The organism is Mycoplana sp. 10N416 (genome assembly GCF_056394765.1).
The window spans coordinates 142,120-165,979 of sequence record NZ_JBFTIM010000007.1; the positions used below are offsets into that span (position 1 = coordinate 142,120).

22 protein-coding genes and 1 pseudogene are annotated in these 23,860 nt (G+C 62.5%); 10 read left to right on the forward strand and 13 right to left on the reverse strand.

All coding sequences use genetic code 11. From position 1 onward, the window contains the following. Positions 1 to 52 precede the first annotated feature (52 nt). The 3 genes from AC1DDS_RS15875 to AC1DDS_RS15885 all read right to left on the reverse strand — a co-directional run bounded on the left by AC1DDS_RS15875 (position 53) and on the right by AC1DDS_RS15885 (position 2,621). Complete coding sequence (locus AC1DDS_RS15875; protein ID WP_477479786.1) at positions 53 to 472, reverse strand: plastocyanin/azurin family copper-binding protein; 420 nt, start codon at positions 470 to 472, stop codon at positions 53 to 55. 217 nt (positions 473 to 689) lie between these two features. Next, positions 690 to 1,601, reverse strand: a complete 912-nt coding sequence (locus tag AC1DDS_RS15880) for a sugar kinase (protein ID WP_477479787.1) — start codon at positions 1,599 to 1,601, stop codon at positions 690 to 692. Positions 1,602 to 1,613: 12 nt separating this feature from the next. Further along, complete coding sequence (locus tag AC1DDS_RS15885) at positions 1,614 to 2,621, reverse strand: Ldh family oxidoreductase (RefSeq protein ID WP_477479788.1); 1,008 nt, start codon at positions 2,619 to 2,621, stop codon at positions 1,614 to 1,616. Positions 2,622 to 2,830: 209 nt separating this feature from the next. On the opposite strand from AC1DDS_RS15885, the gene bglA reads away from it, so the two are divergent. Beyond that, positions 2,831 to 4,477: a beta-galactosidase BglA gene (bglA, locus tag AC1DDS_RS15890; protein WP_477479789.1), complete on the forward strand. Its 1,647-nt coding sequence runs from the start codon at positions 2,831 to 2,833 to the stop codon at positions 4,475 to 4,477. A gap of 307 nt (positions 4,478 to 4,784) precedes the next feature. Here the strand turns inward: bglA and AC1DDS_RS15895 are convergent, their stop codons facing one another. The 9 genes from AC1DDS_RS15895 to AC1DDS_RS15935 form a co-directional block, all read right to left on the reverse strand. After that, the gene (locus AC1DDS_RS15895) at positions 4,785 to 4,958 is read right to left on the reverse strand and encodes a hypothetical protein (RefSeq protein WP_477479790.1); all 174 of its coding nucleotides are present in this window, start codon (positions 4,956 to 4,958) and stop codon (positions 4,785 to 4,787) included. 67 nt (positions 4,959 to 5,025) lie between these two features. Further along, positions 5,026 to 6,720 (reverse strand): adenine deaminase, encoded by a 1,695-nt coding sequence (ade, locus tag AC1DDS_RS15900; protein WP_477479791.1) that lies wholly within the window; start codon positions 6,718 to 6,720, stop codon positions 5,026 to 5,028. A gap of 331 nt (positions 6,721 to 7,051) precedes the next feature. Further along, positions 7,052 to 7,288 carry a DUF4189 domain-containing protein gene (locus AC1DDS_RS15905; RefSeq protein WP_477479792.1) on the reverse strand — a complete coding sequence of 79 codons (237 nt, stop codon included), beginning with the start codon at positions 7,286 to 7,288 and terminating at the stop codon, positions 7,052 to 7,054. A gap of 56 nt (positions 7,289 to 7,344) precedes the next feature. Further along, positions 7,345 to 7,719, reverse strand: coding sequence for a tudor domain-containing protein (locus AC1DDS_RS15910; RefSeq protein ID WP_477479793.1), 375 nt, complete (start codon positions 7,717 to 7,719; stop codon positions 7,345 to 7,347). A gap of 283 nt (positions 7,720 to 8,002) precedes the next feature. Further along, complete coding sequence (locus AC1DDS_RS15915) at positions 8,003 to 8,338, reverse strand: ArsR/SmtB family transcription factor (protein ID WP_310419292.1); 336 nt, start codon at positions 8,336 to 8,338, stop codon at positions 8,003 to 8,005. A 130-nt stretch (positions 8,339 to 8,468) separates the two neighbouring features. After that, complete coding sequence (locus AC1DDS_RS15920) at positions 8,469 to 9,242, reverse strand: HugZ family pyridoxamine 5'-phosphate oxidase (protein WP_477479794.1); 774 nt, start codon at positions 9,240 to 9,242, stop codon at positions 8,469 to 8,471. Positions 9,243 to 9,346: 104 nt separating this feature from the next. Next, a complete protein-coding gene (gene choV / locus AC1DDS_RS15925) occupies positions 9,347 to 10,390 on the reverse strand; it encodes a choline ABC transporter ATP-binding protein (RefSeq protein WP_477479795.1) in 1,044 nt (347 codons plus the stop codon). Next, complete coding sequence (gene choW, locus AC1DDS_RS15930; protein WP_310419299.1) at positions 10,387 to 11,259, reverse strand: choline ABC transporter permease subunit; 873 nt, start codon at positions 11,257 to 11,259, stop codon at positions 10,387 to 10,389. The genes choV and choW overlap by 4 nt, the downstream gene beginning before the upstream one ends. Before the next feature lie 194 nt (positions 11,260 to 11,453). Next, complete coding sequence (locus tag AC1DDS_RS15935; RefSeq protein ID WP_477479917.1) at positions 11,454 to 12,386, reverse strand: choline ABC transporter substrate-binding protein; 933 nt, start codon at positions 12,384 to 12,386, stop codon at positions 11,454 to 11,456. Positions 12,387 to 12,643: 257 nt separating this feature from the next. Here AC1DDS_RS15935 and AC1DDS_RS15940 point away from each other — a divergent pair, with 257 nt between their 5' ends. The 8 genes and pseudogenes from AC1DDS_RS15940 to AC1DDS_RS15975 all read left to right on the forward strand — a co-directional run bounded on the left by AC1DDS_RS15940 (position 12,644) and on the right by AC1DDS_RS15975 (position 21,272). After that, positions 12,644 to 13,231: a thymidine kinase gene (locus AC1DDS_RS15940; protein WP_310419302.1), complete on the forward strand. Its 588-nt coding sequence runs from the start codon at positions 12,644 to 12,646 to the stop codon at positions 13,229 to 13,231. 155 nt (positions 13,232 to 13,386) lie between these two features. Further along, positions 13,387 to 13,791, forward strand: a complete 405-nt coding sequence (locus AC1DDS_RS15945; RefSeq protein ID WP_477479918.1) for a c-type cytochrome — start codon at positions 13,387 to 13,389, stop codon at positions 13,789 to 13,791. A 174-nt stretch (positions 13,792 to 13,965) separates the two neighbouring features. After that, a complete protein-coding gene (locus AC1DDS_RS15950; protein WP_477479796.1) occupies positions 13,966 to 15,054 on the forward strand; it encodes a hypothetical protein in 1,089 nt (362 codons plus the stop codon). 150 nt (positions 15,055 to 15,204) lie between these two features. Further along, positions 15,205 to 16,353 (forward strand): hypothetical protein, encoded by a 1,149-nt coding sequence (locus AC1DDS_RS15955; RefSeq protein WP_477479797.1) that lies wholly within the window; start codon positions 15,205 to 15,207, stop codon positions 16,351 to 16,353. Positions 16,354 to 16,357: 4 nt separating this feature from the next. Continuing rightward, entirely contained in the window at positions 16,358 to 18,277 is a 1,920-nt protein-coding gene (locus AC1DDS_RS15960; RefSeq protein WP_477479798.1) for an AAA family ATPase, read from the forward strand. Positions 18,278 to 18,635: 358 nt separating this feature from the next. Next, positions 18,636 to 18,791 (forward strand): annotated as a pseudogene (locus AC1DDS_RS15965) (DUF559 domain-containing protein); the annotation flags it as partial. Positions 18,792 to 18,850: 59 nt separating this feature from the next. Further along, positions 18,851 to 20,152 carry a DUF6638 family protein gene (locus tag AC1DDS_RS15970; RefSeq protein ID WP_477479799.1) on the forward strand — a complete coding sequence of 434 codons (1,302 nt, stop codon included), beginning with the start codon at positions 18,851 to 18,853 and terminating at the stop codon, positions 20,150 to 20,152. Beyond that, a complete protein-coding gene (locus AC1DDS_RS15975) occupies positions 20,145 to 21,272 on the forward strand; it encodes a DUF2333 family protein (protein WP_310419322.1) in 1,128 nt (375 codons plus the stop codon). The genes AC1DDS_RS15970 and AC1DDS_RS15975 overlap by 8 nt, the downstream gene beginning before the upstream one ends. A 64-nt stretch (positions 21,273 to 21,336) precedes the next feature. Here the strand turns inward: AC1DDS_RS15975 and AC1DDS_RS15980 are convergent, their stop codons facing one another. Next, positions 21,337 to 21,798, reverse strand: coding sequence for an Lrp/AsnC ligand binding domain-containing protein (locus tag AC1DDS_RS15980; RefSeq protein ID WP_310419325.1), 462 nt, complete (start codon positions 21,796 to 21,798; stop codon positions 21,337 to 21,339). 361 nt (positions 21,799 to 22,159) lie between these two features. Here AC1DDS_RS15980 and AC1DDS_RS15985 point away from each other — a divergent pair, with 361 nt between their 5' ends. Next, positions 22,160 to 23,839, forward strand: coding sequence for a formate--tetrahydrofolate ligase (locus tag AC1DDS_RS15985; RefSeq protein ID WP_477479800.1), 1,680 nt, complete (start codon positions 22,160 to 22,162; stop codon positions 23,837 to 23,839). The last annotated feature ends 21 nt before the right edge of the window (positions 23,840 to 23,860 follow it).

Here is a 23,860-nt window from a genome sequence, read left to right on the forward strand (position 1 = left end):
GGTGCAATTGCGATGATGAAATGGTTCGTCCGTCATTCACCGACGGATCGGGTCACGGCGTGACGGTGAGCTTCGCAGCCATTCCTGCCTCGTAATGTCCTTTCAAGTTGCAGAACAGAAGATAGGTACCCGCCGCTAGATCGGCGTCGAGCTTGCCGTCTGCTCCCGGTTTGAGATCCTCGACCTCGCCGAGGCTCTCGAGGTCTTTTTCGTCTACTCGATGCTTGCTGGCGACAAGCGGGATCTTCTGGTCGCCGGACTGAAGCTTTACCAGGATCACCTCGTGCTCTTCGCTCATCGCATCGTTGTGCACCACGAACGTCGCAGGTCCGGCTGCAACACTTGTCTGGTCAAGCTTGAGGGCCATCGACCCGCCACCCTCACCGGTTGCGGTGACGTGGATGGTGTTGGCCGCCAAGAGGGGCGTTGCTGAGAGCGCCAGAGCAATTGCGGCTGCATTGACGGCAAGCATGCGTGGCGTTTTCCTTCGGTTGAGGACGTTTGCGCAGCCTTTCTGCCGCCCCTTCCTGACGGTAGCCTGAAAGACCAGGACCACAGACACCGGACTGGATACGCGCTGACGGAAGGGCGTGATGGGCCGGAATGCTGCCGTTCGATGTCGGTACGAGGAGGCCGTGGCCATGGTTTCCGCTGGTTGGCGCAGCGCGCTCGCGCCGCGTCCTCGCTTGTCAGGCCGACAGCTTTTCCCGGGGCACGAGCGCGCCGTGATGCTGGATGACGGCTGCTGCCAGTTTCGCTGCGAAGCGGGCGGAAGAGGGGGCGTCCGGGGTCACGACGTAACGGGCCAGGAAGCCGCCGTTGAAGCTGTCGCCGGCGCCTGTCGTATCGATGACCTGCTCGACCGCCACCGAGGGTACATGGATTTCCGTTTGGCCAAAGGCGAGCCTGGCGCCTTCCCGGCCGTCCTTGACGACGACATCGGCAACGCCGTCCGCCCGGTAGCGTGCGATCGTATTGTCGATCGAATGGTCGCCGAAGTGGGCGGCTTCGTCCTCGAAGCTCGGCATGACCAGCGTGGCCGCTCGGGCACCCTCACTGATCGTCGCGCGCATCCGCTCGGCATTATCCCACAGCCGCGGGCGGATGTTCGGATCAAAGGCGACGAGCTTGCCGGACGCCTTGGCCCGGCGCAGTTCGGCAAGGAGCGTGTCGACGTCCTCGAACGGCAGGATAGCGAGCGTGATCCCGGAGAAGACAACGACATCCGCCGCCTCGATCGCATGGCGCAAGCGGTGCGGATCGCGCGCGAGGAGCTTTGCAGCGGAAACCGACCGCCAATAGGAGAAGCTGCGCTCGCCGTTGTTGAGATGGATCATGTAGAGGCCCGGCGTGCGGTTCTCGATGCGGGCGATGTCGCCCGTGCCGATGCCGTGTCCCTCCATGAAGGCGAGCATCTCGTCGGAGATCGTATCGGTTCCAACGGCGGTGAAGTAGTTGACCGACCAGTCGGGCGGCAGGAACAGGCGGGCGTAGTAGGCGGTGTTGAAGGTATCGCCCGCGAAGCTTTTTCGCATCAGCCCGCCGTCCGCCTGCATCAATTCCACCATGCATTCGCCGATCGAAAGCAGCTGCCTCGCCATTCTTGCCGCTCCTCAGTTGCGCCGGAACGAGGCGATGCTGTCGATGATGCCGCGGCGCACGGCGATTCCGGCGCCGCCTGCGCGCCATCGCGCAGTGGCGCGGGAGACACCCGGGACATGCACGCCGTATTCCCGGGAAAGGCGTTCCAGCTGTCCGGCGAGGCGTTCTTCAAAATCGGCTGCGAGAAACTGCGGCGCGATGGCAAGAACGAAGAGGCCGGCACGCGGGCTCTCGCTTCCGGTCTGGAAATCCGGCGCGTCGAGTGACCAGTTGGCGCCGGTCAGTCCCGCCGCGAGTACCTCCACCATCAGCGCAATGTTGGCACCGCGACTGCCGCCGAAAGCGAGCAGCGCACCCTTCAGCGCCTCGTTTGCGTCGGTTGTCGGGCGACCGGTCGAATCGAGCGCCCAGCCTTCAGGTATTGGCGCCCCGCTTTCGGCCGCCTGCCTGACCTTGACGTAGGCGGTTGCGCTGGAGGACTGGTCGATGACGAGCGGCGGCCCATTCGCGCGCGGGGCGGCAAAGGCAAGCGGATTGGTGCAGTAGACTGGCTTGGTGCTGCCGCCGCCGGCGATCAGGGCGGGGCCGTTGGTCGCTGCCAGCGCGACCAGTCCGGCATCGGCGAGCCGGGCCGCATACCAGCCGAGTTCGCCCGTGGTGAAGCTGTTCTGCGAGGCGTAGAGGGTCAGGCCGAAAGTCTTCGCTTTTATCACCAGTTCGTCAAAGGCCAGGTCGAAACCGAGCTGTGCGACACCGCCGTGGCAATCGCATTTCACCAGTGCCGGTATCGGCGAGGTGATCAGCGGTTCGGCGTGGCCGTCGATCCGGCCAGAGGCGAGCGCATCGAGGTAGTCCATTAGGTGGGCCAGGCCGAGCGCTGGCTTGCCGGCGGCTTCCGCGTCGACGGTCGCCTTCGCAAGCGAGCGCGCCAACGCCTCGCTTGCGCCGGCCCGCAAGAGCGCCGTAGAGGCCAGCACCGAGACTTCAGCCAGGGTCAGGACGACGGTTTGGTCAGGCATTTCAAGTCTCCCGCTCCGTAAGCGGTTCACCAGTCCGGTGCATGGATTCGATTGCCGGCATCATCGGGTCCGTTCTGTCGCACGTCAACCGCAAGAGGCGTCCGGGGGGGCAGTGCGGGCTCGACAACTCGGAACCGGCGCATCCGACCGTTTACGCGTTCGGTCGTCCCCGCTACACATTGTTGATGACCACGACCGGGGGACCCTCCATGACCGTTTCGCAGACAGCGGCCGCCGCTTGGTGGCGCGGTGCCGTGATCTACCAAGTCTATCCACGCTCCTTCCAGGATACGACCGGCGACGGCGTTGGCGACCTCAAAGGCGTGAAGGAGCGGCTTACGCATATCGCCTCGCTCGGCGTGGACGCGATCTGGCTGTCGCCGTTCTTCACCTCGCCGATGGCGGACATGGGCTACGACGTTTCCGACTACTGCGACGTCGATCCCATGTTCGGAACGCTTGCGGACTTCGACGCGATGCTGGACGAAGCACACCGCCTCGGCTTGAAGGTCGTCATCGACCAGGTGATCTCGCACACCTCCGACCGGCACCCGTGGTTCAGGGAAAGTCGCGCCAGCCGCGACAACGCCAAGGCCGACTGGTACGTCTGGGCGGAGCCGAAGAAAGACGGTACGGCGCCTAACAACTGGCTCGCAGTCTTCGGCGGCACGGCCTGGGAGTGGGACGGCGTGCGTCGGCAATACTACATGCACAATTTCCTCGCCTCGCAGCCGGACCTCAACTTTCATAACCCGGAGGTTCAAACGGCGTTGGTCGAGGCGATGCGCTTCTGGCTCGATCGCGGCGTCGACGGCTTCCGCCTCGACACGGTGAACTACTATTTTCACGATGCGCGATTGAGGGATAACCCGCCACACGTGCCGGACCCGGAGGCCACCGGCTTCGACGCGCCGGAAAGCAATCCATACGGCATGCAAGCGCATCTGCACGACAAGACACAGCCGGAGAACATTGCCTTCCTGCGGCGGGTGCGGGCGCTGCTCGACGCATATCCGGATCGCACCTCGATCGGCGAAGTGGGGGACGGCGCCCTCTCACTGAAGACAGTGGCCGACTATACAAGCGGCGGCGACAAGCTGCACATGTGCTACACCTTCGACCTGCTCGGGCCGGACTTCACCGCGGAGCATATCCGCAGATGCGTGGAGAATTTTCAGAAGGCGGTGACGGACGGCTGGGTGTGCTGGGCCTTCTCTAACCATGACGTCGAGCGCCATGCCAGCCGTTTCACCGCTGCGCTGCAGGAACGCGACCGGGTCGCCAAGCTGGCGATCACGCTGCTTGCGACACTGCGCGGCTCGATCTGCCTCTACCAGGGCGAGGAACTCGGCTTGCCGGAAGCGGAGCTGGCCTTCGAGGATCTGCGCGACCCTTACGGCATCCGCTTCTGGCCGGCCTTCAAGGGACGCGACGGATGCCGCACGCCGATGCCCTGGCAAGCGGGCGCCCCACATGCGGGTTTCTCGGCGGGCAGGCCGTGGCTGCCGGTACCCGAAGAGCATGCGCGGCATGCGGTCGACACCCAAGAAGCGGTGGCTGGCTCGGTGCTGAGCCACTATCGCCAGACGCTCGCCTTCCGCAAAGCGCACGCCGCCCTGCGCGACGGCGACATGACCTTCGTGACATCGCACAACGACATCCTGGCATTCACCCGCGAGGAGGGCGGAGAAAAGCTTCTCTTCGTCTTCAACCTGACGCGCAAGCCTGTTGGGTTCTCGCTACCGAAGGATACATTGGACTGCGAAGCGGTGCCTCTGCCGGGCTTTGCCTCCGCACTGGACCACGGCGTGATCAAGCTCGGGCCCCTCAACGCGTTTTGCGGCCGGCTGTCATGAATTTGAGCCTCAGGCAGCCGGGCGCTAGCGAGCCGCCGGAAAGCAGGCAGAACACCTATCTCACCAGTTTGTCATCGTCTGCATGCCTGCCGATCCAGAACCAGATCAGGTCGTCTCCATCGCTGACCGCAAGCGCACGCCACGAAAGGCTAACGCGTACAGACCAAAAACGGCCGACTTGCTTCAGATGCAAGGACGGATGCTTCGGTTCGGCTTTTAAGAAGCTCGAAGTTTTGATCGGCCAGCTCTTGGACAGGTGCGGGGAGAGCATTGTACGCGCGCCAGAATGAAGGGCTCGCGTAATGCTTCAAAGGCGGCTCGTTCGTTCGGCGCGGTGGTCTTTCAACGCCTCGTCTCCAAGACGGTCAAGTGCCTGGCTGTTGCGCGCGTCACGCTCGAACTGCTGATCCCAGCGTTCCGCCTGCAGTTTCTCGAACCACAGGGTAAAGGCCTCGAACTCCTTTGCGTCGAGTTCGGCCACAGCTTGGACATTCGGCAAACCTCCATCTTCTGGATATGCCGTCGACCGTGACTTGCCAAGATGGCTCTCACCCGATCAGCGCGAACCGGTCCACGTCCACCATGCCGCGATCCGATATTTTCAGATGCGGAATGACCGGCAGCGGCAGGAAGGCGAGTTGGAGGAAGGGTTCTTCCAGCGTGGCGCCCAGCGCGATGGCGGCCTGTCGCAGGTGGTGCAGCGTGTCGCGCACTGCCTCGTAGGGCTCGAGACTCATCAGACCTGCGACCGGTAGCGCGATCTCGCCGGTGACCTTGCCACCCTCGACGACGACAAAGCCGCCCTGGATCTCGCCGAGGCGGTTTGCGGCAAGCGCCATGTCGTCCTCATCGACGCCGACCACGCAGATGTTGTGGCTGTCGTGGCCGACGGTGGAGGCGATCGCCCCCTTCTTGAGTCCGAAACCCTGGACGAAACCGTTGGCGTGATTGCCGTTCTTGCCGTGGCGCTCGATGACGGCGACCCTGATGATGTCGCGGTCGAGATCCACCGCGGTCTCGTTGCCCTTCGCCGGCAGCCGGTAGCGCCGGTGCTCGGTGATGATCTTGCCGGGCATCACGCCGATCACCGGCGTCTCGCCTTCGCTGACGGGGACGGCGAAGTGCGCGGCCTTCACGGGACGCGCCTTGACGCTGTCGAGCCCGACCGGAGCGATGGGCCTGCGGCTTTCAAAGAGCGCGTCCGTGACCCGGCGTCCGCCGGCAAGTACCATTTCTGCGCGGCAGTCCTCCAGCGTGTCGATCACGACGAGATCGGCGCGCCAGCCTGGCGCCACCAGCCCGCGATCCCGCAGGCCAAAAGCCTTGGCGGCAGAGATCGAGGCAGCGCGATAGACGGCGAGCGGTGCGCGCCCGTGGGCGATCGCGGTGCGGATCATGTGGTCGAGATGACCCTGCTCGGCGATATCGAGCGGATTGCGGTCGTCAGTGCAAAGCGCGATGAACGGCGACAGCCGCTCGGTGAAAAGCGGCAACAGCGCCAGCAGGTCCTTCGACACCGAGCCCTCGCGGATCAGGATGTGCATTCCCTTGCGGATCTTTTCCAGGGCCTCGTCGGCGCTCGTGCATTCGTGGTCGGTGCGGATACCGGCGGCGAGATAGCCGTTGAGGTCGCGACCGGACAAAAGCGGCGCATGACCGTCGATATGCCCGCCCTGGAAGGCCTCCAACTTGGCCATGCAGACGGGATCCTTGTGGATCACGCCGGGAAAATTCATGAACTCGGCAAGCCCGATAACCTTCGGATGGTCGCGGAATGGCAGGAGTTTTTCGACGGGCAAGTCGGCGCCGGAGGTCTCCAGATGCGTCGCCGGCACGCAGCTCGAAAGCTGTACGCGCACGTCCATGATCGTCTGCTCGGCGGAATCGAGGAAGAACTGGATTCCCTCGACACCCAGAACGTTGGCGATCTCGTGCGGATCGCAGATTGCCGTCGTCACGCCGAGCGGCAGCACGCAGCGGTCGAACTCGTGCGGAGTGACGAGTGAAGATTCGATGTGCAGGTGCGTGTCGATGAAGCCGGGCACGACGATGCGCCCGGAGATATCGATCTCCTCTTGGCCCTCGTAGCCCTCGCATGTGCCGACGATGCGGTCGCCGCAGATGGCGATGTCGGAGGCGACGAGTTCGCCGGTGACGAGATCGAAGAACCGTCCGCCCTTCAGGACCATGTCAGCAGGTTCGCGGCCGGTGCCCTGGTCGATGAGGTTGTCCAGGCTTGTCATGCGCATGCTCCGATTCTGTAGCAAAACGAAGGTAACGCGATAGGTCCGGCATCAGGTAGTGAAAACCGCCAAATACAAATTAGGATTCTGAATTGAACTGACAATTTTGAGTGACTCGACCTGTGCGCTCCCTACTACGAAGCGCCTCCTGAACTGCGCAACCATCTCATTTTTAGGGAAACCCCTAGTGGGCCTCCGAGGCCGCGAACCGCGTCCATCAGGATGACGAACAGGCCCTCGGCGATTGTGTTTTTCCGGATTGACATCGGAATGGTGTGGTAGAGGGAATGGGGAGGCCCGCCACGTTATGATAGCGGCGGGCCAGGTTTGCTCAATCGTCTTCGTTGCACTCGGTGATTTCGCAGACGGACTCGTCCGTTGTACGGTTCGCGCACTCATTCAATGCGCGTTCGCGAGCGGAACCTTCGTTGTCGAAGCTATAGCTGTAGCCATAAGATCCTTCTTCGGAGACTGCGATACAGCCCCATGCGAACGCGGAGTTGGTCGTAGCGGCCATGGCGGCGGCAAAGGCGAGAGCTGCAAGACCAGCCCGTACAGTCGATGTCATTGTGTTTCCTCTGTGGTGATAGTTGGCCGTAGATGTGCGATCACATCAAATACGGGTCACTTTGAACGGCACATACCGGTCTTGGTCGTTTCTTTATCGCCATCGTCATAGGCGATGCCGATTTTCTCTCCGGCCAGAGAGGAGATCTTGCCAGCGTACCAATCACCGGCGCCCTTGTAGTTGCACTCAACCCTCGTGCCAATCGTCCAATCATAAGGACGAACCGCGTTGATCGAGACAGTTTCCGTGTCTCCGTCATCGTACTGGATGGTGATTTTGTCTTTCGAAATTTTCGCGATCACTCCAGGGAACCAGTAGCCTGCCCCTTTGAAATTTCCGAGCACCCAGTCGCCAGTCGTTTGTGCCGGCGCGGCGCCAGCGCCGAGTACGACCATGCTGGCAGCAATCAATAATGAACCAATTCTATTCAATTCTATCTCCCATATCGGCCCGAATTGAGCCGAGTGGGGCGAAAATATGGCAAGGAACATGAATGGTGTCTGAACTGGTCCAGCGATCTCGCCACGGCTGAACTGCATGATGGCGCGAGGGGTCATTCAAACCAGGGTAGCGCGCCCGCCTCAGAATATGGAACCGCGCCCTAACTTGTCTAAATTCTTCGGCGCTTGGCCATCCACCGTCATCGGGCGTGTCCGACCAAAAGAAACGCCCGGCGGAGTCTCCGCCGGGCGTCTCGATGGGGCCGAACTGGCTTCAAGCGTAGCGCCGCTGCCTGCTCTCTTGCGGCTGAGCGTCGCCGTAAATGGTGTCGATCGCGTCCAGGATCGTCAGAACGGCGTCCGACTTGCTGGAATAGTAGATCGTCTGCGCGTCACGCCGCGTCGAAACGAGGTTCTGCGCCCGGAGTTTTGACAGATGCTGCGACAGCGCCGACTGGCTGAGGCCCACTCTCTGGGCCAGTGCGCCGACCGCGATTTCGCCACGGACCAGCACCTTCAGGATGAGCAGCCGTTTCGGGTTGGCCATTGCGGAAAGAAAGTTCGTTGCCACTTCGGCCTCGGCCTGCTCGTCTTCAGTAAAAGGGTCCATTCATCACTCCGTCGGCGCAATCACTTCAAATATGTGCGGTTCCGTACTGTATGACTGTTAGCATATAAACAAAATTGCACACATCAAGTGGTCAGAAATGGGGGTAGGTCGTCGAATTACGCGTTATGCATCAGGTTTCCGCCGATCTGGCCCGTACCAAAAGGTCGGCGAGCACAGTGCGAAGATCCCTCGCATCTGAAAGTTCTGTTGCAAATTCAAGCCTTTCGAGCCGGTCCCCCGATGAAAGATCGATGCCGGCGGCATCAATGCCGGATATGGACCAGTTTCCGTCCCTCGCTCCACAGTAGAAGCGAGCGTAGAGGCCGGCGGCTTCGGCGTGGTCGGTGTTCATGTGCTCGATGGCGCCCGCCTCGTGCAGTGCCAGCGCTTCGCGGACGGGAGAGCGAATCAGCAAATCGTCCGCCGTCAGCACGTAGGCCTTGCCGAAGCCTCCGTTCAGGTTGGCGCGAAGCGGTACGAGTTTGAAAAAGGTGAAGTCAGGAAAGTCGACGTAAAGCTTGGCCTTGGGATGGCGGCGGACGAAGCGGTCGCGCAGCCGTGCATGCTGATCGCTGCCGCGATCGACTTCGCAGGCCTGCGTGATGACGGTCAGTCGCGGATGGGCGAGGGGATCGCCCTTTCCCGCCTCACCGGCAAGTAGCGATGCGCGCGGATCGCGGCGCAGCGCCTGGGTGTGGACGGAAAGCGCCGAGACGAGGATGACTGGCGCGCCGTCGATGTCCAAACCGGTCAGAACCCGGCTGGCGTAGGGAAAGCCGGTGTCCGGCTCGAGGACGGCCAGAGCAGCGCTGCGCGACGCGCGCAGCAACACCCGGGCGAGCCTGCGCGCATCGTCGTCCGTATCACGCAAGACCTTCGGCGTGTCCTTCGGTTCTCCCGTCATGGCAATTCCTCGAATGACTGTCGTTTCCATCTGGAAACGGCGAACGGCCCCGAAAGTCAAGCCGAACTTCGGGACCGGGCCCTCACAGATGGGCGGCGCTCAGGTCACTCGCGACGGCGATGCCGGGTCAGGCTTTCCACCACATTCTGGGCGTTGATCATGCCGACGACCGCACCATTCTCGACCACGCCAATATTCCCAGGCTGCCGCGCCATGGCGTCGAGAACGTCAACCAGCGGGGTGCCGGGTGCCGCCGTGGCGGTCACGCCGATGGCCGGTCCGCTCAGCCCCTCCTGCATGACGTCGCGGGCCGTCAGCATGTTGATCGGGTTCATGTTCTGCACGAAGTCCGCGACATATTGGTTGGCCGGGTTCTTCACGATGTCCGGCGGCGTGCCGCACTGGATGATGCGGCCGCCCTCCATGATCGCGATGCGGTTGCCGATGCGGAAGGCCTCGTCGAGATCGTGGCTGACGAAAATGATCGTCTTCTTCAGGCGCCGCTGGAACTCGAGCAGTTCATCCTGCAGGCGGGTGCGGATCAAGGGATCCAGCGCGGAAAACGGTTCGTCCATCAGGAGGATCGGTGCGCCGGTGGCGAAGGCGCGGGCGAGGCCGACGCGTTGCTGCATGCCACCGGATAACTCGTTGACCTTGCGGTTTGCCCATTGGGCCAAGTTGACGAGATGCAACTGTTCCTCGACGCGGGCCTTGCGTTCGGCATCGGGCATGCCTGCCAGCTCGAGCCCGAAGCCGACATTGTCCGCAACCGTGCGCCAGGGCAGCAGGGCAAACTGCTGGAACACCATCGAAACCGTGTGCATGCGGAAGGCACGCAGCGACTTCGGTGAGCAGTCGTAGGGATTGAGCGCGCCATCCGAGGTCTTGACCTGGACCTCGCCGCGAACGACCGGAGCCAGCCCGTTGACGGCGCGCAAGAGCGTCGACTTGCCCGAGCCGGACAGCCCCATCAACACCAGGATCTCGCCCTCGTTGATCGAGAGCGAGGCGCCGGCGACGCCAACCACGAGGCCGGTCTCCTTGCCGATCTCGTCGCGGCTCTTGCCGGCATCGATCATGGCGATGGCGCGCTCCGGCTTCTCGCCGAAGACAATGTCCACATTGCGGAAAACGACGGTCTCGCTCATTTGCCTTCTCCTTCATCGGAGGTGCGGAAAAGGCGGTCGAGGATGATGGCGAGGATGACGATGCACAACCCTGCCTCGAAGCCCATCGAGATGTTTACGGAGTTCAGGGCGCGAACGACCGGCACGCCGAGCCCCCTGGCGCCGACGAGCGCGGCAATGACCACCATCGACAGCGACAGCATGATCGTCTGTGTCAGGCCGGCCATGATCTGCGGCGTGGCAAAGGGGAGTTCGACCTTGCGAAGGACCTGTCTCGGTGTGGCGCCGAAGGCCTGCGCCGCCTCGACCAAGGAGGGCGGTGTCGAGATGATGCCGAGCCGCGTCAGGCGGATCGGCGCGGGAATGGCAAAGATCACCGTCGCGATCAGGCCCGGAACCATGCCGAGGCCAAACAGGATAAGGGCGGGGATCAGGTACACGAAGGTCGGGATCGTCTGCATCAGATCGAGCACCGGACGCAACAGCGTATAGAACCAGGGCCGGCGAGCGGCAGCGATGCCGAGCGGAACACCGACACACATGCTGACGCTGGTCGCCGCCAGGACGAGTGCGAGCGTCTCGGTGGTTTCCTTCCAGTAGCCCTGGTTGACGATCAGAAGCAGGCCAAGGAAGGTGAACAGCGCCACGCCGAAAGACCGGCGGAGATACCAGCAGAGCGCGGTGATCAGCGTGATCAGCGCCAGCGCATATGTGAATTTGCCCGCGTCGCTCGTAAACGGCCCCTGCAACAAGTAAAGGATGGCGTCGATGCCGCTCTGCAGCACCACCTTCAACATGTCGAAGAGGCCCTTGCCGTTGGTGGTCAACCAGTTGACCGCCGTCTTCGCCCACGGGCCGATGGGCAGTTTGATGTTTGTCAGCCAGTCCACGGGATCACACCACCTTCCAAGGGTGTTGACATCTTTGCCGTGCGCCGATGCGCTTCGCCGGGCGGTCGCCAGAAATGGCGCGGCAGATAGATGCTCATAAGACTATCGAGCGACAGCATGCCTTCCTGATGCACGCTGAAATGTCGGAATCGGACGGGGCGGAAGGTTATCCTGCCGCCCCTTGATCCGAGCGGTTAAAGGCCCAGCGACGCCTTGACCGCCGCCAGACCATCGCTGCCGTCCTTTGCCGTCACGCCAGCCAGCCATGGTTCGATTATCGACGGATTGGCCTTGAGCCATTCGGTCGCGGCGGTATCGGGCGCCTGTCCATCGTTGAGGATCTTGCCCATGATCTCGTTTTCCATCTGCAGCGAGAACGTGAGGTTCTTCAGAAATTGCCCGACGTTCGGGCATTCGGTCGTGTAGCCCTTGCGAACGTTGGTGAGAACCGTCGCGCCGCCATAGTTGGGCCCGAAGACGTCGTCGCCTCCGGCGAGATAGGTGAGCTTGAAATTGGCGTTCATCGGATGCGGTTCCCAACCGAGGAAGACGATCGGCTTGCCGTCCTGCTCGGCGCGGGCGACCTCGGCAAGCATGCCTTGCTCGGAGGACTCGACCACCTCGAAGCCCTTCAGGTCGAAGCTGCCCTTGTCGACCATGTCGATGATCAGGCGGTTGCCGTCATTGCCCGGCTCGATGCCGTAGATCTTGCCCTCGAGCGCGTCCTTGTGGGCAGCGATGTCCTTGAAGTCCTTGATGCCGAGTTCGGCGCCCTTGGCGTTGGTGGCCAGGGTGTACTTGGCGCCCTCGAGGTTCTCGCGCACCGTCTCGACCGTGCCGGCGTCGCGGAACGACTTGATATCGTTTTCCATGGTCGGCATCCAGTTGCCGAGGAAGACGTCGATGTCGTTGTTTGCCAGCGAGGCATAGGTCACCGGAACCGACAGCACGGTCGTTTCGGTCTCGTAGCCGAGGCCCTTTAGAACTGCAGATGTGGTGGCGGTGGTCGCGGTGATGTCCGTCCAGCCGACATCGGAGAAGCGGACCTTGCCGCAGCTTTCGGGTTCTGCCGCCATCGCGCCGGACAGGCCGAGGGCAAAGAGCGAGACGGCCGCAAGGGCGGACATCCTAAAAGTTGAGTTCGATTTCATGTTTCCTGCTCCCCATATCTTTGTTCTGATGTTCAAGCCAAGCATCAAAAACGTCATTGTTCAAGCACTTTACGATGTTTGAATCGGTGCCAGGGGCCTAGATTATTTCACGCCGGTTCGCAATCGCGCGCAAGAATGTCGCTGTGAACGGCGCGCGTGGAATTCTGTGATTTTTGTCAGGTGGCCACTGGAAATCCGGTCTCGTCCGGGCCAGAACGAGGCTGGAGACCATCATGGCCAAGCTATACTTCCATTATGCGACAATGAACGCCGGAAAGTCGACGATGCTGCTGCAGGCGTCGTACAACTATCAGGAGCGTGGCATGCGAACGGCGATTTTCATCGCCGCCCTGGACGACCGCGCCGGCAAGGGGCGCATATCGTCACGCATCGGCCTGAAGTCGGATGCCATCGCCTTCGATGGCGACGACGATCTCTATGCCATGGTCGAGGGACTGAGCGGCGACGGCACGGGCGCGGTCGCCTGCGTGTTTGTGGACGAGGCCCAGTTCCTGACCGAGGATCAGGTGTGGCAGCTTGCCCGTATCGCCGATCGTCTCGGCATCCCCGTCATGGCTTACGGTCTACGCACGGATTTTCAGGGAAGGCTCTTTCCCGGCTCCTACACACTGCTTGCGCTCGCCGATGAACTGCGCGAGGTGCGCACCATCTGTCACTGCGGGCGCAAGGCGACGATGGTGGTGCGCCTCGATGGCAAGGGCCAGCCAGTCAAGCAGGGCGCGCAAGTCGAGGTAGGCGGGAACGAGAAATACGTGTCCTACTGCCGGCGACACTGGGAAGACACGATGCGCGGCGACTAATGTGCCTCGCAATCTTTTTGATACTTGAAAATGTTAGGTTCTTTTCTGTATTCCTCGCATAATGGGCCGTCATTTTTCGGGGGTATACTTGGCTTTCTCCGACTAAACGACGCCTTGCCGCATGGCCTGCTGTCCAAATCGCGGTTTAATTGGTGATATTTGAACCGAAAGGAAACAACGTGAAAATCACTTTAGCTTCCACCGTTATCCTCCTCCTCGCGACTGCATCCGCTGCGCAAGCGGACGGGGACGCAACAGCCGGCAAAGCGGTTTTCAAGAAGTGTGTTGCCTGTCACACCATCGATCCGGCCAACCGGGTCGGCCCGTCCCTGGGCGGTGTGGTCGGTCGGCCGGTGGCTTCGGTGGAGGGGTTCAAATACTCCAAGGCCATGCAGGAATTTGGCAAGGACAAGGTCTGGGATGAAGCGGCCCTTTCCGAATTTCTCGCCGCGCCAAGGGCGACAGTGAAGGGAACCTCGATGGTGTTCGTCGGCCTGAAGAAGCCGCAGGATATCGACGACCTTCTGGCCTACCTCAAGGATCCCGCGGCGGCGAAATAACCGTTTCGTATCGGGCCAGGCGCCGCCGGTGACGACACCTGCCCTCAACGGAAAAATACATGGCTACCGGGGCTTGCACGCTCCGTCGGGCTTCCCACATCATGTTTGCCCGCGACCAGCAGCCGGTCGCGCGGCGGATGGCGACATTTGTTTGCCACGAAAAGGGGAGCAGGCATGGCCACACTGCAGAATTTCGACGCCGAGATCGCAACGACCCGCGCGGTCGTCGACCAAGTGCGCGGCAAGATGGAGCAGTCCAGCGTCGCGCTGGACCAGTTCGCCAAGGCAGATACCAAGCTCGGCGATGTCAATTTCGACATCGAGAATGCCCGCATCCAGGACGTGCTCGCCCAGCAGAAGGTGATGGAAGCCAACATCGCCGACCTGATCATCGGGCTCGAGGACGCCACCAATGTCTTCGGCGCCGAGTTCGAGAGCATGAAGAGCTATACGGGCTACGAGAAGTTCATCGGCATCTTCTCCAAGCAGAAGATGCAGCGCATGCGCACTGACCGGGTGCGTAACATGTCGCTTGCCGGCAACCTGCAGGAACTGCTCGCCAAGTCCGACACGATCGTCGGCATCCTCAAGGAGCAGAAATCCGTCCTCGACAGCCGCTACAAGACCTCCGAGGCGAGCCTCGTCCAGGTGATCGAGCGGCGCAAGCAGACGATGGCGAACCTGGAGATGACGCAGAAACGGATCGAGGAACTGAACCCGCAATTGCTCGACGTCGAAAACCGCATCGCCGCCTCGACGGACCAGAAGGCGCGCGCGCAGCTGGAGGGCGAGCGCTCGAAGCTCGCCACGGAATACAACGAGAAGCAGGCGAAGGAGCAGGAACTGCTGGCCGAAAGTCAGACGCTCGAGCGCTACACCTCGATGTTCCAGACCTTCGTGGATTCGCTCAACAACCAGATCGCCGCGCAGAACACGCTGATCAACAAGCTGACCATCGATACCGAACAGCGCATCGTGCTCTACAAGGCATTGGAGGATTCGTTGAAGACGGCGGCCCAGCAGGACGTCGCCCACCGGATCAACACGCTCGGCAGCAAGGTCGATACGGCGGCGGAGGAAACCATGGCCGGGATCGGTGCTGCGGCCCAGAAACACATCGGCGATCTTCTCGAGATGCACGAGAAGAACATGCTCGCCACTCAGGACATCCAGCGCCGCAAGAAGCTCGCCGACGACGCCTTTGCCCGGCGCTTCCAGGAGGTCATGGATAAGCACAACGCATCGAACTACGTGAAGGCGTGACGGTGCCGCCGTGACCCGCTCGTTCGGCAGAGTTTTGCCCCTCACCCAGGCCCTCTCCTCGCAGGCGGGGAGAGGGGACCGACGCGTTGCGGTTCGTCCCGTCTCCCTGTTCACGGGAAGACTATGCCCGCGGGCGGACGAGGGGTGTCCATGAAAGCCGCCGCCGACAGCGCCGTTGCGCAGTACTTCGCCTCGATCCGCGCAGCGCTCGGCGGGCTGGAGATATTTCTCGCCGACCGCAATTCGCCGCTCTACCAGCATGGCGTGATCGGCGAAGCGATCGTGCCCTCCCTCGAACGGCTCAAGGCCTCCTTCGCGTGCTGGGAAAACCGGATCGGCTTCGTCGACCAGTTCCGCATCTCACGCGCCGAGAGCGGTTTTCCCGTCTACCAGAACGTTTTGGAACTCGAGAACGACCGCAGAAACGCCGACAGGCGCCTGTCCGAGATCCCCAACGCGGATGCGCTGCGCGGGGAGATGGCCGATTTCATTTTGCGCAACAAGGCGTTTCCGACCGACCTGCAGGCGCGCATGGCCGAGCGCATGTACCTGCAGCAGATCGGCAAGGGCGAGATTTTTTCGCCCTTCATCCTGCCGGAGACGGTCCGTGTCGCCGTCAATCCGAAGACGATGCGGCCCTACTACGTCGTCACCTGGGCCGCCTTTGATGGAGCGAGCACGCTGCCGATGGTCTACATGGCGACGGTCGAGGATTCGTCGGAGAAGATTGTCGAGATGCTGGTCACGCCTGACGGCAAGCTCAATCCGGATGTCCGCATCGACCTGCCCGTCGGCGGCCTCCTCAATCCCGAGCTTGCCAGCCGCTTAGACGATTTCGCGCTGAAGAACAGCGCCTATTCGCTGTCGCCAGTGACGATTGCCACCAATCTCGACCGGGATTTCGAGATGCTGCACCCCAAGCAGCTTCGCCGCTTCGTGCTCGGCCCCTTCTATTCCGCCGACATCACCGAGAACAACGACAAGGTGCGTGAGATCCTGTCCAAGGTCCGCAAGGTCGAGAACGCCTGGATCCTGACCTGGACGATCCAGGAGGTGTTCTCGCAGGTCGAGCGCCCCGCCAGCCGGGGCTTCTGGAGCTCGACGCCGGCGCAGGAGGAATTCTACATCGACACGAACAGCCTCGAGGCCGCCCGCATGGGCGTCAGCGCCTACGAGAAGCATGCGCTCGTGCCGCACGACGCCTATCAGGCGCTCTATGCCGCCGGCGAGGCGGAGGCGATCTTCGGCGACTACAAGGTGCATGTGATATCCGCAAACCAGGTGATCAGCGAGGTTTGACGCCATGAGCCTGAACGCCGGCCTGACGATGATCCCCGAAAGCGACATTGCAAAGCACCAGGCGGTGGCGCAGGGCATGGTGACGCGGCTCGTCATCCTCGAGGCCGACGGCGGGCCGAGCGGCAGTGCGCTTGCGGGCACCGGCCGGCGATACGTCTCCACCGTTTCGACTGGTGGCGTGCGGCGTACGCGCGAGGTGGCACTGGCCAAGTCCATTGCCTCGGTCAGGCCGAACGATCCGATGCTGTCGCCGGCGCAGCACCAGCTTCTCTACCGCTGCCGTAGGGGTGTCGAGATCGCGCTCGCCGTCGCCGACGTCTTCGCACGGCAAACGGACCTGGAACAGTTGCAGGCGCGGAACGCGACGGCGCCACTTGCCAGCGAGGAGGCGACCCGCTTCAAGGCGCTGCTTTCGGCCGCGGCTTACGTCGCCGCCTTCACTTTCGCCGCCTATCTCGGTGCGACCCTGCCGGGCGAGGGGGAGCCAGCGGAGGATACTGACGAGCCGGACTACCTGTTCGAGACCGCACAGGATGCGGTGAAGAGCCTTGTTGCCGGGCTGGATCGGGCCATCGCCGGGGCCCCGGACGATATCGCGCTGATCGCGCGTGCCCGGGCCTTTGCCCGAGTGGCGCTGGAAGGGCTGATCGGCCGAAAGGCCCGCTTCACGGGCCTTTCCACCTTCGAGACCGCGCACATCCGCATCGAGCAGGACGATGTCACCATCAACGGCTTCGACGTGGCGCCGGGGCAGAAGCGCAAACCGCTGTCGATGAGCTTCAAGAAGCCGACCGAGATCGTCGGCAACCACATCGCCAAGCATCAGGCGATGCGGCTCGCCAAGATGCTGATGGCCTACGATTTCGACCGGCAGATGAACCCGTTCGTCGAGCTTGGCGGCTTCCTCTTCACCTTCATCGGCGACGGCATGCCGGGCACCGGCAAGACCATGCTGATCCAGATGCTGGCGGGCCTGCTGGACGAGTATTGCCGCATCGCCGGCTACCCGTTCCACTACGAGAATTTCGGCGTCGACCAGATCTCCTCCTACCAGGGCAAGTCTGGGCAGAACTGCAAGGAATTCGTCAACAATATCGTCAATCCGAAGGCGATCGGCTTCGGCACCATCGACGACGTCGACCAGGTCGCGGCAAAACGCTCCGACGACCGCGCCTCGGCGGGCCAGCATGAGGTGACGGCGGTCTTGATGGAGAGCTTTGCCGGCGCCTCGACGGTGGTGCGCGGCAACTGCAGCTTCGGGATGTTCTCCAACTTTCCGGAAAACGTCGACGATGCGCTGCGCCAGCGCGCCGGTGCCCGCTGGCTGGTCGACGGTCCGCAGTCGCGCGACGACTATATCGACATCTTCGCGATCCTCGTCGGCAAGGACCACGCGATCCCGCTTGGCGAGCACGCGCTTCTGGCCGGCCAGGAGATCAAGCGCGCGGTCTCCACGTCCTATGGGCAGCATTCGTTGCCGCAGGAGGATGGTCTGCGCGCCGTCTGGGAGCGTTACGAGAAGACCCATGGCAAGCTTGGGACGCTCGCGGATGTCGGCTCCTACCTCCACATGATCAAGGTGGCCGAGCCGGGCTTTACCGGCCGGGCGATCAAGAACATCACCGATGCCGTCAAGATGCGGGCGATGGACGTGGACCTGCCCGACGAGTGGTTCGCCACCCCGGAGGCGTTCATGCACAAGTCCTATGACGACAAGAAACAGATGATCGAGGCGCTGCGCGGGCCGATCACGATCGAGATGGTGCTGCAGGAGATCAACCGCTACGCCGACAGCGAGTTCCGCTACGCCGACAAGGCCGACGCCGCCGCCGTTTCCGAGATCATCCGCCGTGAGCGGCAACGGGAACGGGCGATCCGGGAGATCGAGGCGATGAAGGCGGACGGGCGGTGGGAGAGGGACTAATGTCGGGGTCTGGGTTTCCGAACAGATCCGCACGATTGCCCCTCATCCGCCTGCCGGCACCTTCTCCCCGCTTGCGGGGAGAAGGACGGGTGCCGCGCCCTTCGAATTCCCTCTCCCCGCTTGCGGGGAGAGGGTTAGGGTGAGGGGCATCGAACGGTATCGAAATGAGGTGCAACCGTGTTCGGATCGTCGCAGAGTCGTCAGAACTTCGCGCGCGGCGATGCCCATTTGCCCCTCATCCGCCTGCCGCTCCCCGCAGGCGGGGAGAAGGACATTTGTCGCGACGCGTCCAGTCCCCTCTCCCCGCTCGCGGGGAGAGGGCTAGGGTGAGGGGCTTGATGAGATTAGGTGAGGGCAGATGAGGGGAGCGAATTCGAAGAGAACAGAGCGTGCCAGGCAGCTTCGGCAGGTTGATAACGACGCTGAAGAACTGCTTTGGTCAGAACTGCGCGGCCGGCGGCTGAATGGGCACAAGTTCGTACGCCAGTACCCGATCGGAGCATATTTCGCGGACTGATTGACCGAGAGGGTTAGGGCGCTTGATCTCAAATTTCTGCCTTCGGCAGCAACGCCATGAACCGCCTCCTCGAAAGCGAGCTGATCTATGGGCGGCTGCTCGAGATCTCCGAGCCGCATCTGGTCGAGCGCTACAACAGGGCGCTCGAGGGTTTCGGCCTGCCGCGCACCAGGCTTTCCCAATTCAGCATCGACATGACCGGCTTTGCGCCGGAGATCGCCGACGAACTCGGCGACCGCGATTATCTCGATCCGAACCGGGTGAACCGCCGCTTCATCATCCTCACGCCGGATCAGGCCGAACTGCCCGTCGTGCACACGAGCTTCTCCAACACTGCAGCCCTCATGCACGAGTTCTTCGACGCCAATGCGCGCGCCATCAATGCGGTGACGATCCGCGATGCGCTCTATGGCGAGATCGAGGACAGCGTCTCGGTCGTCGATGACATCGACGACCTGCTATCGATCAACGAGGTGCGTTTTCGCGTGCTTTCGGCAGACGACCTGCTCGGCAAGGCGGCGGAACTGCGGACGCTGGTCGACCGCCTGCAGGCCGTTCCCAATGCCTGGGCCGACGACGCGATGCTGGAGCACATGGTCGAGCTTGCCAAGCAGACGGGCGACATCCGCCAGAACGCGCTGGTGCCTGACCAGCTCGTTTTCCGCCACGAGGCCTTCTGGGCCAACCACTTCGGCGGCGTCTTCGTCTTTCTCGATGGCCGGCAGACGACGGTGATCTGCGATCCCTCCGTGCCCGGCTTCCGCCGTTCGCGGCCCTGGCAGGTGAGTTACATCGCGCTCGATGACCATCAGCGAATATTCGATTTTCTCGCCGCGACCGGGCGATTGGAACTGCCGCGCGCCTCCTGGGTCGAGGCTTCGGGGCTGTTACAGCATCGCGCCGAAATGGTGATCATGAACCTCATCAACCGGGTCGATCCTCGCGCCGACCTGGCCAAGGCGGACCGCATCTGGCTCCAGACCTGGATGCATCGCAACGCCGCGCTGATCGCCGAGGACGGGATCTATCCCACCTTGCAGGAGGCGATGCGCGTCATTGCCGCAACCGGCGAGATCCGGCTCAACGATGTTGCCCCCCGGGACCGGTTTCTGCTCGTGCGTGCCGCCCCCGGCCATCCCGACCGATGGCTGGTCAACCAGCTGATCTCGCAGATGACCCCGTTCGATTTCGTCTCCCGTTTTATCTTCGACAAGCAGGGCTTTTACAAAAGCTATGAGACGCTCAGCGAAAAGTTTAGGGAATATGTGGTTGAAACGCTGACGCGAACCTATTTGAAGGACAAGCCTGCCTTCCGGCAGAGGCTCTATGGAATTGGAGAGGACAAAGGCAATGCTTGACCCGATCGCCGCGTTTTTCCAGCGCGTCTTCGCCGCCATCGGGCGCGGCATAGGCCTTTTCGTGTCGTGGCTGGTCTGGCCTTTCATCGCAGCTGGCAACTGGTATCGGCAGCGCGGCTGGGTCATCAAGGGCCCGATCGCAATCGTCCTTCTTGGCCTTGTCGGGCTCTATGGCTATTTCATCTGGCAGACCCAGGCCTGGCACAATTTCAACGTCGACTACGTCAATGCCTACAACTATCCGGCCCGCAAGAACGATGCGGGCCTGCCGGTGAAGGTTGCGGTCGGCGAGGCGGCGCCGGCCAACAAGTGCGAGCGTTCCGCGATCGTCGACGTGACGGCCGACCTGATCGACTTCAACGTGAACCAGAATGCCTGGGTCTCGTCGATGATCCTCTACAAGCTTGGCCTTTTCGGCATGGATTGGGATGACACGCCCTGGCTCGACAACAAGGCCTCGTTCCAGCGCGGCATCAACCAGGCCGTCCGCCGCACGTCGGTGGAACTGGTCGATACGCTCGGGCGCGTACGTGGCACCTCCGGCGTCAACAACGATCTCCAGACCGCGCGCGGCAACATCCAGTTCGACGAGGAAACCTGGTACTTCGGCTTCAGCCCGTTCGGGCCGAAGACGCCGACGCCGAGCTTCTACCGCGCGGCGATGCGGGACCTGCACAAGTTCAACGACGCGCTCGAACAGTGCAACGCCACCTTCGACGCCCGCTCCGACAACCTCGTCCAGTTCCTCGACCGCATCGCCAACGACCTTGGCAATACGTCCGCGATCATCCGCGAGCGCTCCGAGTTCCACAATGGCGGCTGGTTCGACACGCGCGCTGACGACCGCTTCTGGTTCGCCTACGGCCAGCTCTACGGCTACTACGGGATTCTGTCGGCGGCCGGCGCCGACTTCGATGCCGTCATCACCCAGCGCGGCCTGACGCAAATCTGGACGGAGACGGTCAAGCAGTTGCGCGCCGCTCTGAACATCCAGCCGCTGATCATCTCCAACGGCCGCGAGGACGGCTGGATCATGCCGACGCATCTGGCGACGATGGGCTTCTACATCCTGCGCGTCCGTTCCAACCTGGTCGAGATGCGGGACATCCTGACGCGATGATTGCCAAGGGTGCGGGGCCCTGTCGGGCCGGCACCTGCGGCACGGACATGGGGCTTGGCTGCCCTTACACGGGCAGCCAGCCGGTGCTCTTGACCTCTTCCATCACGGCATAGGTGTGCGTCTCACGCACGCCGGGCAGGGACAGGAACGTATCCGACAGGAACGCCCGGTAGGCTTCCATGCCGGCGACGCGCGCCTTGACGAGATAGTCGAAGCCGCCGGCGACCATGTGGCACTCCATGACATGGTCGCTTTGGCGGACCGCTTCGGCGAAGGTGTCGAATACGTCCGGCGTCGTCCGGTCGAGCTTGATCTGCACGAACACGAGAAGATTGCGGCCGAGGCGCTCGGGCGAAAGGACCGCCATGTAGCCGGTGATGTAGCCGTCGCGGGTCAGGCGTTTGACGCGCTCGGCCGTGGCTGTCGGGGAAAGATTGACCTTCTCCGCCAGCTCGATGTTCGTCAAACGCCCCTCCTGCTGGAGGGCGCGGAGTATCTTTCGGTCAAGTCGATCGAGTTCCTTCATGTTTCCCTATCGATGTTGTCTTCTGGTGATTGTTTGGCCGGCAGTTGGCACGAAAAATGGTGAAAGTCACCTCACAATTTCGCGCAGCTCGCAACATGGCCCCGTTGGCGGCGTATCGGGCGTTCCGATCGTTGCGAGCAACCCACTCGCTTGTCGCTTTTAGCCAATCGGGCGGCAAATTCCGGCGTAGCGCCATTCAGGCGTTCAGGTACTAATTACGTGCCGCTCAACGGGCGCTTCGGCGCCCGGTGGGCGATTCTGCGCCGGATGTGGGGCGGTGGCTCGCGATGGCTGCAATGCAAAGAATCACAATGAGAGGGCGGCGCTTGAACGCCCTAGCTGGAGAGGAAGCAGTACAACCATGACCGAGGTCAAATCCGATATCGAGATCGCCCGCGCGGCGAAGAAGAAGCCGATCCTGGAAATCGGCGCCAAGCTCGACATTCCCCCTGAGCACCTGCTTCCCTACGGCCACGACAAGGCGAAGATCAGCGCCTCCTTCATCGCTCAACAGAGGGAAAAGAAGGACGGCAAGCTTATTCTGGTGACGGCGATCAATCCGACGCCGGCCGGCGAAGGCAAGACGACCACGACGGTCGGCCTCGGCGACGGTCTGAACCGCATCGGCAAGAAGGCGATCGTCTGTATCCGTGAAGCTTCGCTCGGCCCGTGCTTCGGCGTGAAGGGCGGCGCTGCCGGCGGCGGCTATGCCCAGGTCGTGCCGATGGAGGACATGAACCTCCACTTCACCGGCGACTTCCACGCGATCACCTCGGCGCACAACCTTCTCGCCGCCCTGATCGACAACCACATCTACTGGGGCAACGAGCAGAACATTGACATCCGCCGCGTCGCCTGGCGCCGTGTCATGGACATGAACGACCGGGCGCTGCGCGAGATCGTCTGTTCGCTCGGCGGCGTCGCCAACGGCTATCCGCGCGAGGCCGGCTTCGACATCACCGTCGCCTCGGAAGTCATGGCGATCCTCTGCCTGGCGAACGACCTGAGGGACCTCGAAAAGCGGCTCGGCAACATCATCATCGGCTATCGCCGCGACAAGACCCCGGTCTTCGCCCGCGACATCAAGGCCGACGGCGCCATGACCGTTCTGCTCAAGGACGCAATGCAGCCGAATCTCGTGCAGACGCTCGAGAACAATCCGGCCTTCGTCCATGGCGGCCCGTTCGCCAACATCGCGCACGGCTGCAACTCGGTCGTCGCGACGAAGACGGCGCTGAAACTCGGCGAATACGTCGTCACGGAAGCCGGTTTCGGTGCCGATCTCGGAGCGGAGAAGTTCTTCGACATCAAGTGCCGCAAGGCCGGGCTCAAGCCGGACGCGGCGGTGATCGTCGCCACGGCGCGCGCCATGAAGATGAACGGCGGGGTCAAGAAGGAAGACCTCGGCCGCGAGGACGTCGAAGCGGTCCACAAGGGTTGTGCCAACCTCGGCCGCCATGTGCAGAACGTGAAGAAGTTCGGGGTGCCGGTCGTCGTCGCGATCAACCACTTCATCACCGACACCGACCGGGAAATCCGGGCGATCAAGGAATACGTCGCAACGCTCGGCGCCGAAGCCGTCCTGTGCAAGCACTGGGCGCAGGGCTCGGCCGGCATCGAGGAACTGTCGCGCAAGGTCGTCGAACTCGCCGAGTCCGGCCATTCGCAGTTCGCACCGCTCTATCCGGACGACATGTCGCTCTTCCACAAGATCGAGACGATCGCCAAGGATATCTACCATGCCGGCGAGGTGATCGCCGACAAGTCGGTGCGCGACCAGCTTCACGCCTGGGAAGCGCAGGGCTACGGACACCTGCCGATCTGCATGGCGAAGACGCAGTATTCCTTCTCCACCGATCCTAACCTGCGCGGTGCGCCGGAAGGGCATACCGTGCCGATCCGCGAAGTGCGGCTTTCGGCCGGAGCCGGCTTCATCGTCGTCATCACCGGCGAGATCATGACCATGCCGGGCCTGCCGAAGGTGCCGTCCTCGGAAAAGATCTTCCTCAACGAGATGGGGCAGATCGAGGGACTGTTCTGATGGCATCCTCTGGCCTCCCCG

Excerpts from the sequence above, each read along its gene's own strand:
- AC1DDS_RS15880 (WP_477479787.1), bottom strand. The coding sequence starts at position 1,601 with ATGGCGAGGCAGCTGCTTTCGATCGGCGAATGCATGGTGGAATTGATG.
- AC1DDS_RS15940 (WP_310419302.1), top strand. The coding sequence starts at position 12,644 with ATGGCCAAGCTATACTTCCATTATGCGACAATGAACGCCGGAAAGTCG.
- AC1DDS_RS15975 (WP_310419322.1), top strand. The coding sequence starts at position 20,145 with ATGCTTGACCCGATCGCCGCGTTTTTCCAGCGCGTCTTCGCCGCCATC.
- AC1DDS_RS15935 (WP_477479917.1), bottom strand. The coding sequence starts at position 12,386 with ATGTCCGCCCTTGCGGCCGTCTCGCTCTTTGCCCTCGGCCTGTCCGGC.
- ade (WP_477479791.1), bottom strand. The coding sequence starts at position 6,720 with ATGACAAGCCTGGACAACCTCATCGACCAGGGCACCGGCCGCGAACCT.
- AC1DDS_RS15970 (WP_477479799.1), top strand. The coding sequence starts at position 18,851 with ATGAACCGCCTCCTCGAAAGCGAGCTGATCTATGGGCGGCTGCTCGAG.
- AC1DDS_RS15960 (WP_477479798.1), top strand. The coding sequence starts at position 16,358 with ATGAGCCTGAACGCCGGCCTGACGATGATCCCCGAAAGCGACATTGCA.
- AC1DDS_RS15950 (WP_477479796.1), top strand. The coding sequence starts at position 13,966 with ATGGCCACACTGCAGAATTTCGACGCCGAGATCGCAACGACCCGCGCG.
- AC1DDS_RS15985 (WP_477479800.1), top strand. The coding sequence starts at position 22,160 with ATGACCGAGGTCAAATCCGATATCGAGATCGCCCGCGCGGCGAAGAAG.
- AC1DDS_RS15905 (WP_477479792.1), bottom strand. The coding sequence starts at position 7,288 with ATGACATCGACTGTACGGGCTGGTCTTGCAGCTCTCGCCTTTGCCGCC.
- bglA (WP_477479789.1), top strand. The coding sequence starts at position 2,831 with ATGACCGTTTCGCAGACAGCGGCCGCCGCTTGGTGGCGCGGTGCCGTG.
- AC1DDS_RS15915 (WP_310419292.1), bottom strand. The coding sequence starts at position 8,338 with ATGGACCCTTTTACTGAAGACGAGCAGGCCGAGGCCGAAGTGGCAACG.
- AC1DDS_RS15955 (WP_477479797.1), top strand. The coding sequence starts at position 15,205 with ATGAAAGCCGCCGCCGACAGCGCCGTTGCGCAGTACTTCGCCTCGATC.
- AC1DDS_RS15920 (WP_477479794.1), bottom strand. The coding sequence starts at position 9,242 with ATGACGGGAGAACCGAAGGACACGCCGAAGGTCTTGCGTGATACGGAC.
- AC1DDS_RS15885 (WP_477479788.1), bottom strand. The coding sequence starts at position 2,621 with ATGCCTGACCAAACCGTCGTCCTGACCCTGGCTGAAGTCTCGGTGCTG.
- AC1DDS_RS15875 (WP_477479786.1), bottom strand. The coding sequence starts at position 472 with ATGCTTGCCGTCAATGCAGCCGCAATTGCTCTGGCGCTCTCAGCAACG.
- AC1DDS_RS15980 (WP_310419325.1), bottom strand. The coding sequence starts at position 21,798 with ATGAAGGAACTCGATCGACTTGACCGAAAGATACTCCGCGCCCTCCAG.
- choV (WP_477479795.1), bottom strand. The coding sequence starts at position 10,390 with ATGAGCGAGACCGTCGTTTTCCGCAATGTGGACATTGTCTTCGGCGAG.